Origin of the sequence: Tateyamaria sp. syn59 (genome assembly GCF_007995245.1) — a bacterium.
GTDB lineage: Bacteria > Pseudomonadota > Alphaproteobacteria > Rhodobacterales > Rhodobacteraceae > Tateyamaria.
The window spans coordinates 24,038-34,811 of sequence record NZ_VCBA01000012.1; the positions used below are offsets into that span (position 1 = coordinate 24,038).

Below are 10,774 nucleotides of genomic sequence, written 5' to 3' on the forward strand. Positions count from 1 at the left end.
TCCCTTCCTGTTGGCTACAGGAACCTGGCGTCGTGCTTGAACCCTCAGGCACGACGCCTTTTTGCCCCAGGGGTCCGCGCGGCAAGGCGGGCGGGGCGGCATGAGGAGGATGTGCGCAATGACCCATTCGATGACTAAGACACCGCTGCTGGATACGGTTGCTGGGCCGGCGGATTTGAAACGGCTGAACGATGCGGAGTTGGGGCAGTTGGCGCATGAGCTGCGCGCTGACGTGATTGATGCTGTCAGCCGGACGGGCGGGCATCTGGGGTCGTCCCTTGGCGTCGTTGAGTTGACGGTGGGCATTCACGCCGTGTTCGACACCCCACGCGACAAGCTGATCTGGGATGTCGGGCACCAGTGCTATCCGCACAAGATCCTGACGGGCCGCCGTCATCGCATGGGGACTTTGCGCCAGAAGGACGGCTTGAGCGGGTTCACCAAGCGGGCTGAGAGTGATTTCGATCCCTTTGGGGCGGCGCATTCCTCGACCTCGATTTCGGCTGCGCTTGGCTTCACTGTGGGCCGTGACATGGGCATGCCCACGGGCGACGCGGTCGCTGTGATCGGCGATGGGTCGATCTCTGCCGGTATGGCCTATGAGGCGCTGAACAATGCGGGGCACGAGGGGCGGCGGCTGTTCGTGATCCTAAACGACAATGAGATGTCGATTGCGCCGCCCACAGGGGCCATGAGCACATACCTGTCGAACCTCTCTCGTAACTCGCCCTTTGCCCCGCTGCACGCCATTGCCGAGGGGATGGAGGCTGCCCTGCCCAAACCCATGCGCGACGGCGCCCGCCGTGCACGTGAAATGGTCACTGGCGTAGAGAGCCGGGGCACCTTCTTTGAAGAGCTGGGGTTTGACTATATCGGGCCTATCGACGGCCATGACATGGAGCAGGTGCTGGGTGTCCTGCGCGCGGCAAAGACTCGCGCGACCGGCCCTGTTCTGATCCATGCCTGCACGGTCAAGGGCAAGGGTTATGCCCCCGCCGAGGGGTCGGCGGACAAGTATCACGGCGTGTCCAAGTTCGATGTTGAGACGGGAGAACAGTCGAAGGGCAAGAGCAACGCGCCCTCCTATACATCGGTCTTTGGCGAGACGCTGACCGATCTGGCGTCCAAGGACCCGTCCATCGTCGCCGTCACTGCCGCAATGCCGTCTGGCACCGGCGTCAACAAGATGGCTGACCGCTTCCCGGCCCGCGTCTTTGACGTGGGCATCGCCGAACAACATGGCGTGACCTTTGCCGCCGGGATGGCGGCGTCGGGGCTCAAGCCGTTCTGTGCGATCTACTCGACCTTTTTGCAGCGCGGCTATGACCAGGTGGTGCACGACGTGGTGCTGCAGGGTCTTCCCGTGCGTTTTGCCATCGACCGGGCCGGGTTGGTCGGTGCCGATGGCGCGACCCATGCGGGCTCGTTCGACATCGGGTACCTCGCGTCGCTGCCGGGCATCGTCGTGATGGCTGCTGCGGATGAGGCGGAACTGGTCCACATGGTCACAACCGCCGCCGCCCATGACACCGGCCCTATCGCTTTCCGCTACCCGCGGGGCAATGGGCGCGGGGTCGAGATGCCGCAACAGGGCGAGGTGCTGGAGATCGGCAAGGGTCGGATGATCCAGGAGGGCGAAGACGTGGCGCTTTTGTCGCTTGGCACGCATCTCGATGCCTGCGAACGTGCGGCCGCCCGGCTGGAGGCCGAGGGGCTGTCGGTGTCAATCGCCGATGCCCGCTTTGCCAAGCCGCTCGACATGGAACTGATCCGCGATCTGGCAGCGCGGCATGATCTGCTGGTTACGGTGGAACAGGGCGCCATGGGCGGCTTTGGCGCCATGGTGCTACAGGCGATGGCGTCGGAGGGGCTGCTGGATCAGGGCCTCAAAGTGCGCACGATGCATCTGCCAGACCGTTTCATTGATCAGGCGAACCCGGATGAGATGTATGCGGATGCGGGCCTCACAGCCGAAGACATAGCGAATACGGTGCGGCAGGCGATGCGGCGAATCGAGACGAACGTGGTTGATCTGATCGCAGGTGAATAGCGCGCCGCCGTCACATTTGGCGAAGTGGTCCCTTCTTCCCTGTTTTAATAAATCCCCGCCGGAGGCTCCGACATCTGATGTAGGAGCCTCCGGCGGTCGTATTTTCAGTCAGAAGAAACACGCGCGCGTGCGTTGGCGGCTTGGGCTGGAAGCCCTGACTTCTCGTAGACATCGGCCAGCATCGTGTTGAGCGGAACCCCGTCGGGGTCGAAGGTGCGGCGCATTTCCAGAACCTGCTGCGCTTGGCTCGTCCGGCCCGCGCGGATCAGCGCGTCGAGGTGGATTTGTTCAAAGAGGTCCCGTTGGGCGTGGCTGCCGCCGCATTCGGCGAGGCGGGGCAGGGCTTTACCCAGGAAACGGATGCAGTCGTCATAGTCTTTGGCGGCATGAGCAGCGATGCCGTGCGCGGCCCAGAGGGCCACGTCGCGCCATACGGGCCAGTCGTGTTTTGTTTCGTCTTCTGCGCGGGCCTCGATGGCTTTCAAGAGGTCTTCGCCCTCGGGTCGTTGGGTGCGACCGAGGGCATAGAGGTACTGCAGTGTCAGGAAAGGGCTGGTCGTGTCGGCGCCGCGTTTGGCAATGTGGTCCGCTACATCCTGCCAGCGGTCGCCCACGTTGATGCCCGCAAATTCGATGCGCGCCAGCAGGGATACGGCGCCCACCTGATCTTGGCTGTAGTCCCTGTTCTGGTTCCAAACGTGGGTGTCGTAGGCCGCAAGCAGGTCGTTCGTGCGCCCTGCGGAGATGTAGAACAGCGCCAGGTGCCACCAGTTGTGGCTGTGCATGAAGCTGTTGAGGTCGGCCCAGTGGTGCGCGACCGACTCAAGGAACGCTGTGCCCTCGGCCACCTGGCCACGTGTGAGGTATATGTGGGCGAGCGCGTGGTGCGCCCACGGTTCGCTTTCGTCGAGTGTGAGCGCGTACCGCGCGGCAGCTTCTGCATCGTCGAGCAGGTGGCATTCTTCGAACCCGAAGGCGAGCATGCCGTGCGCGTAGGGGATGTCGGCCGCTTCGGGTTGCGCTTTTTGTGCGATGCGCAGCATGGCGGGGAAGTCGCCGATGTTGAACGTGTGGTACTGCCCCAGTTTCAGCATGACCATGTCGCGGGGGTAGGCGCTGACAGTCGCCTCGCAGAGTTCGATCAGTTTCGGAATGTCGCCCGCGACGAAGAGGCGGGCGGCTTCGACGGCGGCCTCCTCGCGCGGGGTGAGGCCTGTGGCGGCCTGCGCGTTGTCAAGGAACGGGTTCGCCAGGTCTGGCGCAGAGGGCGCTTCGAGCAGCATGTAGAGGATCGCGGCGTAGGCGTTGGCGAGGCCGTTTGTGGGGTCAGCCTTGGCCGCCTTCAGGATGTTCACCGCCTTGGTCTGGAAGCTGATGAAGCCGTGCACGAAGTCGTCGATGCCTTGGCGGGTTGCGTCGCTGTCGCAGGTGATGGGCAGGCCAAAGAGATCTTGCATGATGCCCCCTTCAGATCGGGTGTTTGGCGGCGTAGGCGCGCAGGAGCTCAGCCACCTGGTCGGGCGCATCCCAGTGGATCGAGTGCCCGGCCCCTTCGAGGATATGGTGCGGTAGGTGGCTGAGCACCGCGAGGATGTGGTCCGGCGGCACGATCAGGTCGAGCGCCCCGATCAGCACCTGGGTGGGGCATGTGGGGCTGGCAAGGGCCGTCCCATCGAACCCGCGCAGGGCGGTGAGTTGATGCTCCATTGCGTCGGCGGATTGCGCGTATGGGTAGGCGAGGCTGTCGGCCACAGCCTGATCCACCGCTGCTGGATCGTGGTAGACGCGGGGGTTGAAGAGCCAGGGGAAGAGGGCGCGCAGCCATGTGTCTTCGGGCGCGTTGCTGCGGCGGATCGCGATGAGCGTCGCGAAGAGCGCTGTGTTGCGGGGCAGGCGCACGGGAGCGGAGGCCGCGATATGGGTCGAGGCCATGCGGTCGGGCACTTCTTGGGCCATGTGCAGGGCGATGATCCCGCCCATGGAATGCCCGATGGTGTGGTAGCGGTCGTGGCCGAGATGGGACATGAGCGCCAGCGCGTCCTTGCACATCAGGTCAATGCTGACGGGCGCGTCCCATGGCGTTGTCTGTCCCGTTGTGCGGTTGTCGGGCATGATGCAGGTGAAATGCTCCTGCAAAAGCGGGACGAGCGGTGTCCAGCTTGCATGATCCGACATGAAGCCCGCGATCATCAGCAGCGGTGGGCCGTTGCCCGTCGCCTCGTAATGGAGCGCGATGTCGTCCCTCTCAAACGTCGGCATTGAGCTGGCTCCAGGTTGGCAGCAGGTCGTTCGGGGCGGGCGTCGCGGCGTAGACACCGCGGGCGATGGCCCGGCTGAGGCAGAGGGCGGCGGCGTGGCCGATCATGCTCAGATCCATCGGCGATGACAGCGGATTGGCGCTGGTCGAGACGCTGAACACGAGGTCGCCGTCGCCGGGGCTGTGCGCCGGCACGCAGGCGCGTGCGATGCCATCATGGGCCGCGATGGCGACTCGCTGGCACTGCGCCTTGTCCAGTGTGGCGTCGGTGGAGACGATGGCGATGGTGGTGTTGGCCCGTTCCATCATCGCGGTGAGCTTGCGGCTGTCCTGAGGCTGGCCAAGGCCCGATGCCGGATCAGCGCCGAGCCCGCCGAATTCTTCGTCGATCTCGAACGGGGCGGCCCAGAAGTGTTTGTCGCCGGGTGTTGTCACGCTTCCCATGGGATTGGCGGCCACTAGGGCGCCCACCGTAATGCCGTTGTCGAGGGTGAGGGAGGCGGTGCCCAGCCCGCCCTTCATCATCGCCGTCATTGCGCCTGTGCCCGCGCCCACCGTGCCGATCGGCGTGTTGTCGGTTGCTGCGTCATACGCCGCGCGGCCAAGTGCGGGGTAGGGTGTGTCCGTCCACGACTGGTCGCCGCCCGACAACAGGTCAAAGATGATGGCCCCCGGCACAAGCGGGATGATCGCATTGCCCACGCGGTAGCCGCGCCCCCGCGCCCGCAGACCCGCTACGACGCCAGAGCAGGCATCGAGCCCGTAAGCCGACCCACCGGCCAGCACCAGAGCGTCGACCTGTGCGACGGACTTGTCGGGCGCCAGCAGGTCGGTTTCCCGCGTGCCCGGCGCGCCGCCTTGCACCGCGACCGAGGCCGTGAATGGCGTGTCGGCCGTCAGCACGGTGACGCCGGATTTGAGGGTGTCGTCCTGCGCGTGGCCGACCTTGAGCCCGGCAATATCCGTGATCGCGTTTTGCGGGCCTGGGGTCATTGAGATTTCGTGCCTCCGGCGGCGGTTTACTTGGCGAAATGAAGAAGGATCAGATGCGGGGTTTTGGAGCTGCTGTAGCCGGATCTCCTGTGTTGGGGACACCCTTGGGTTCGATCAGCAGCACCTTGCATTCGTGTTCCGCACGGGGGCGGTGGGTGATGCCCTTGGGCACGACAAAGAGCTCTCCGGCTTTGACAGCGTGGCTTTGGTCATTGATGTCCATCACCATTTCGCCCTCGAGCACGAGGAAGAAGTCATCGGTGTCCTCGTGCAGGTGGAAGGGGAACTCGCCCTGGAATTTCACCACCATGACGTCGTTGTCGTTGTAATCGGCCACCACATGCGGGTCCCAGTGGGTTGAGAACTGAGCAAATTTGTCGGTGAGGTTGATGGGCTGCATTGCTGTCTCCGGTTCGGTCGGGGTTATCATTCCTGAAAGATCGCCGGTCTCAAGAGTGGCACTTCAACCGGTGAGGAAGGCGCGCATCATGCGTTCGGCGCCCTCCGGGTCATCGCGATGGACGCCGTGGCCGCAGTTTTCGAATAGTTCGAGCCGGGCGTTGGCGCCTATGGCGGCGGCGATTTCTTCCGAGCAACGGGTTGGGGTGACCGGATCTTCTACCCCACCCAGCACAAGGGTGGGGCAGGAGATGGCGGCGAGTTGGGGCCGCAGGTCCATGCCCATCATTTCGTTGGCGAAGAAGTGGATGTTGACCTCGGGTTTTTCGATGGCGCGGTTGCGGAAGGATGCGCCATCGGTCGGGATGGTGCGGGAGTAGAGTGGGAGGCAGACCTCGCCATAACGTTTGTAGCCGTCGAGGGTCGGGTTGGAGAAGAAGTCATGCGCGATCTGCCCAGCTTCCGGGCCGCCGAGTTCGGTGGCTTTGGCGACGGTGTCTTCCAGCAGGAACCGCGCGGCGGTCGAGGACAGGATCAGCCGCGCCGGGTGATCGGGGTGGCGGGCGGCGTAGTGCATGGCCACCATGCCGCCAAAGGACTGGCCGAAGACAAGTGGTTTTTCGATGCCGAGGGCTGTGCAGAAGTCGGCAATATCGTCGGCCCACTGGTCGAGATGCCATGTGTTTTGCGGGGCGTCGGATCGGCCACAGCCGCGGTGGTCAAGGAAGACCACCTGGAACGCATCGGCGAACCGGTCGAAATAGGGGCGCAATGTGCTGTGGTCAAAGCCCGGACCACCGTGCAGAACAAGCAGTGTGGGCCGTTCGACCATGTGGTCGCCCTCGGGCTGCAAGCGCGGACCAACCGTGTCGAAGAAGATCCGCGCGCCGTTTAGATGCAGAAACATGGCCGTACCTTTCCTAGATGCAGCGCCCGCCGTCCACTTCCATTGCCACGCCCGTGATCATCGATGCCGCGTCGGAACAGAGGAATGTTGCCGCAGCTCCCATATCCTGTGGGGTCGAGAAGCGCCCGAGCGGGATAGTGGACAGGAACTTTTCGCGGGTTTCGGGTGTGTCCTCGCCCATGAAACTCTTGAGCAGGGGCGTTTCGCCCGCGACCGGGTTGATGGCGTTCACGCGCACGCCGTGTGGGGCAAGCTCGACCGCCATCGCCTTGGTTGCGGTGATCATCCAGCCCTTGGAGGCGTTGTACCAGTTGAGCCGGGGCCGGGGGCTGACGCCCGCTGTTGAGGCGACGTTCAGGATGGCACCCGCCCCGCGCTCCTTGAAATGCGGCACGAGGTGGCGCGCGGTGAGGTAGACCGACTTGGCATTCACGGCGAGTACGCGGTCGAAATCGTCTTCGGTGACGTCCTCCATAGCTTGCGGCAGGTGCGTGATCCCGGCGTTGTTCACGAGGATGTCGAGATGGCCGAAAGTGTTGATCGCATGGTTGGCCAGCTTCTGGACCGAAGTGTTGTCGGAGACGTCAACTTGGGCCGGTAAGCCGCCGATGTTGCTTGCGATGGCTTCTGCGCCATCGCCATTGATGTCCGCCACCATGACGCGCGCGCCTTGGGCGGCAAAGGCTCGGGCGATCCCTTCACCAAAGCCGCTGGCGCCACCTGTGACTATGGCCGTCTTGCCCTCAAGCTGCATCCGACACCTCCCCTATAAAATTGCGCATGAGGGTATAGAACGCATCAGTCGCGTCAAAGTCGACCGTGTGGCCTGCGTTTTCCAGCAGATGGTAGCGGGCGTCGGGCAGGTGCCTGGCGATCTCCGCGCCCAAGGTGTGGGGCATGATCGGGTCCTTTTCGCCTGCAATGACGAGGGCGGGGCAGGGAACATCGGCAAGAGCCCTGCGGAAGTCAAAGCGCCCATGCTCGTTTCTGGGGCCGTTGAAGTGCATGGCCACGGGGTTCTTGACGATCATGCGGGCCATCATGTCGGGGTTCAGCCCCGTGACGGAATAGAGCGGCAGGCACGTGTCGAAATAGGCTTGGCGGCGCTCTGGCGTTGGGTCGGACCAGTAGGTGCGTGCCACATCGCCGGCTTTGTCACCTCCGATGCGGGCGAAGGCGGCGAAGACCGCTTCGAAATCCACCTTGGCTGCGGTCACCGACAGGATGAGACCGGACAGCCGGTCGGGGTGCCGGGTGGCAAAGGATTGCGCGACATAGCCGCCAAAGGACGCGCCATAGATGATGGGCCGTTCGATCCCCAGCACATCGCACAGACCCGCGATGTCATCGCCCCATTGGGCGAGGGTCCAGGTGGCGGGGTCGCCATCGTCGGACCGCCCGTTGCCGCGATGATCGACATAGAGGATCTGGCACAGGTCAGTGAGTTGGCCCAGATGCGGTTTGTAGATGGAATGATCCGCGCCCGGCCCGCCGTGCAGGGCGATGAGTGTCGGCTTTTCCCGCATGAGCGGACCATCTGGGACAAGGCCAGCACCTTCGATGTCGACATAGAGACGGACGCCGTTCACCTCGATCCGCATTATGCCGTGGCCCTTCCGCCCGACTGGTCGAAACAGAACCCGGTGGTGAAGCTGGCCTCGTCCGAGGCGAGCCAGCAGGCCATGCTGGCGATTTCGTCCACGGTGCCGAAGCGGCCCATGGGGATCTTGGATTGCATGAAGTCGATGTGTTCTTGGGTCATCTGGTCGAAGATTGCCGTGCGTACCGCCGCCGGGGCGATGGCGTTGCAAGTCACACCGCTGGTTGCCAGTTCCTTGCCCAGCGATTTCGTCAGGCCGATCACACCTGCCTTGGAGGCGGAATAGGCCGGCGCATTCGGGTTCCCCTCTTTCCCGGCGATGGAGGCGATGTTGACTATCCGGCCCCAGCCCTTGTCCCGCATGATCGGGGCGGCGGCGCGGTTGCAGTAAAAGACGGCGTTGAGGTTGAGATTGTGGACTTTCAGCCAGTCGTCGATGGGATAGTCCCAGGTGGTCGTGTTGGGCCCGGTGATCCCGGCAGAGCAGACGAGGATGTCGGGATCGGCCTCCGCCATGGCATTGGCAACCGCCTCTGCGTTGGTCACGTCGATCAGACGCGTGCCCATGTCGAGCGCGGCAAGTGCTTCGGCATTGATGTCCCAGACCTCGACCGTGCCGCCCTCGGCCGTGATCCGTTGCGCAATGCCGTGACCAAGCCCTGCGGCGCCGCCTGTAACGACGGCCTTGCGCCCGTGAAATCGGTTTTCGAAGATCATTCCGTGCCCTCATCGTATTCTGCGTCATGTATCGGTGCGTCCGGCGCTTGGCAGTCAAGACTGCGCCGATAGGCGATGCAGCCGCGCATGAACTGATCCCAGGGGGGTACGGCGATGTCCGCTGCGTTCGTTTCCGGCAGGAGGCCCCACAGGTCGGGGTGAAATCAGCACAGGTCATGGCCGGAACTGTCGCGATGGGAACGTATGCCCGCGCGCAGGCGTTTGACGTCGGCCACCAGTGCGGTGCGGTCCATTGTGTTCAGGTCGTCATCCATGGTGCGTTGCCACCGTTTTGAGCGTGGAAAAGCCGTAAAGCGCCTGGAACCCCTTTTCGCGGCCATGGCCGGACTTGCCAACGCCGCCAAAGGGCAGTTCGACCCCGCCGCCCGCGCCGTAGTTGTTGATAAAGACCTGGCCCGCGCGCAGCCCCTTGGACAGCCGCATTTGCCGCGCGCCTTCGCGGGTCCAGACGCTGGCCACCAGCCCGTAGTCGGTGCCGTTGGCGATACGCAATGCGTCTTCTTCGGTGTCGAAGGGGATCAGCACCTGGACCGGGCCGAAGATTTCGTCGCGGGCGAGGGCGTGGTCCGGCGGGACGTTGTCGAAGAGCGTCGGCAGGACGTAAGCGCCAGTTTCGGGCGCGTTCTGCGGGTGACCCTGGGCGGCGATGGTCAGGTCCGAGCCTTGGGTAAGAAAGCCTTGGACGATCTCTTGCTGGCGTTTTGAGATCAGCGGGCCGACCCGCAAGTCGTCCAGCGCAGGTCCAACGGTCAGGTCCGCATATTCGGCGGCCATACGGTCACGTACTTCTCCATAAGCGCCCCGCTGCACGAGGATCCGTGAGGAGGCAGAGCAGGTCTGCCCGGCGTTCTGAATGCCTGCGTTCACGAGGAAGGGCAGGGCCGCGTCGATGTCCGCGTCGTCAAACACAAGTTGCGGGGACTTTCCGCCCAGTTCCAGCGTCACCGGCACTACATTTGCGCCCGCCGCCTGTTGCACCAAAGCGCCCGTGCGAACCGATCCGGTGAAACTGATATGCTGCACGCCGGGATGCGCAGCGAGGGCCGCGCCGGCCTCTGACCCCAGCCCCGGCACCACGTTCAGCGCGCCGTCAGGCAAGCCTGCGTCCGCCGCGATATGGGCAAAGGCCAGGGCGGTCAGGCATGCCTCCTCCGCCGGTTTCAGCACGCAAGCATTGCCCATGGCAAGCGATGCACCGACGCTACGCCCGATGATTTGCATGGGGTAGTTCCACGGCACGATATGGCCGGTAACGCCGTGTGGTTCGCGCAGGGTGTAGACAGTGTAGCCGTCGAGATAGGGGATCGTCTCGCCCATCACCTTATCTGCTGCGCCGCCGTAGAATTCCATGTAGCGGGCGAGCGCCATGGCGTCGGCACGGGCTTGGCTGAGCGGTTTGCCGACGTCCATCGCTTCGAGCGTGGCGAGGTCTTCGACGCGCTCCAACACTTTGCGTCCGATTTCGGTCAGTATACGGCCCCGTTCAGTGGCGGTCATGCGACCCCATGCTCCGGCCCGCGCGTCGTGAGCAGCGACAACCGCGGCGTCGATGTCGGCGGCACCGCCGCGCGCGATATTCGCCAAGTCTGTGCCATCAGAGGGATTGATCAGTTGCAAGGTGTCAGCAGCCGTCCGCCACGCGCCGCGGATCAACATGCAGGCCGGATCGAACCAGAGCGGGGCGGTCATGGTCATCTACTCCTTTGGCAAGCCGAACATGGAACGCCATTTCTGCGCGCTCATGTTGCGACGGTAATCCGCCGTCATCCCGGGGTCGAGGGCCTCGATCAGCACGCGGTTTTCCAGCCATATCTCGACGCAGTCAAACGG

The 10,774-nt window shown here is 64.0% G+C and carries 10 protein-coding genes; 1 reads left to right on the top strand and 9 read right to left on the bottom strand.

All coding sequences use genetic code 11. The features are described 5' to 3' along the window. Positions 1–118 precede the first annotated feature (118 nt). Positions 119–2,050: a 1-deoxy-D-xylulose-5-phosphate synthase gene (dxs, locus tag FD715_RS18375; protein ID WP_147113374.1), complete on the top strand. Its 1,932-nt coding sequence runs from the start codon at positions 119–121 to the stop codon at positions 2,048–2,050. Positions 2,051–2,154: 104 nt separating this feature from the next. Here dxs and FD715_RS18380 read toward each other — a convergent pair whose 3' ends face one another. From FD715_RS18380 to FD715_RS18425, 9 genes are all read right to left on the bottom strand, one after another. After that, on the bottom strand, positions 2,155–3,507 hold the full coding sequence (locus tag FD715_RS18380; RefSeq protein WP_147113377.1) for a tetratricopeptide repeat protein: 1,353 nt from the start codon (positions 3,505–3,507) through the stop codon (positions 2,155–2,157). A gap of 10 nt (positions 3,508–3,517) precedes the next feature. Next, entirely contained in the window at positions 3,518–4,309 is a 792-nt protein-coding gene (locus FD715_RS18385; RefSeq protein ID WP_147113381.1) for an alpha/beta fold hydrolase, read from the bottom strand. Further along, a complete protein-coding gene (locus tag FD715_RS18390; protein WP_147113384.1) occupies positions 4,296–5,300 on the bottom strand; it encodes a P1 family peptidase in 1,005 nt (334 codons plus the stop codon). The genes FD715_RS18385 and FD715_RS18390 overlap by 14 nt, the downstream gene beginning before the upstream one ends. Before the next feature lie 49 nt (positions 5,301–5,349). Then, on the bottom strand, positions 5,350–5,700 hold the full coding sequence (locus FD715_RS18395; RefSeq protein WP_147113533.1) for a cupin domain-containing protein: 351 nt from the start codon (positions 5,698–5,700) through the stop codon (positions 5,350–5,352). 63 nt (positions 5,701–5,763) lie between these two features. After that, on the bottom strand, positions 5,764–6,606 hold the full coding sequence (locus FD715_RS18400; protein ID WP_147113387.1) for an alpha/beta fold hydrolase: 843 nt from the start codon (positions 6,604–6,606) through the stop codon (positions 5,764–5,766). A 13-nt stretch (positions 6,607–6,619) separates the two neighbouring features. Beyond that, positions 6,620–7,360, bottom strand: a complete 741-nt coding sequence (locus FD715_RS18405; protein ID WP_147113390.1) for an SDR family oxidoreductase — start codon at positions 7,358–7,360, stop codon at positions 6,620–6,622. Continuing rightward, a complete protein-coding gene (locus FD715_RS18410; RefSeq protein ID WP_147113393.1) occupies positions 7,350–8,207 on the bottom strand; it encodes an alpha/beta fold hydrolase in 858 nt (285 codons plus the stop codon). The genes FD715_RS18405 and FD715_RS18410 overlap by 11 nt, the downstream gene beginning before the upstream one ends. Next, positions 8,207–8,923, bottom strand: a complete 717-nt coding sequence (locus tag FD715_RS18415) for an SDR family NAD(P)-dependent oxidoreductase (protein WP_147113397.1) — start codon at positions 8,921–8,923, stop codon at positions 8,207–8,209. The genes FD715_RS18410 and FD715_RS18415 overlap by 1 nt, the downstream gene beginning before the upstream one ends. Before the next feature lie 267 nt (positions 8,924–9,190). Beyond that, positions 9,191–10,639, bottom strand: a complete 1,449-nt coding sequence (locus FD715_RS18425) for an aldehyde dehydrogenase family protein (RefSeq protein ID WP_147113400.1) — start codon at positions 10,637–10,639, stop codon at positions 9,191–9,193. Between the last annotated feature and the right edge of the window lie 135 nt (positions 10,640–10,774).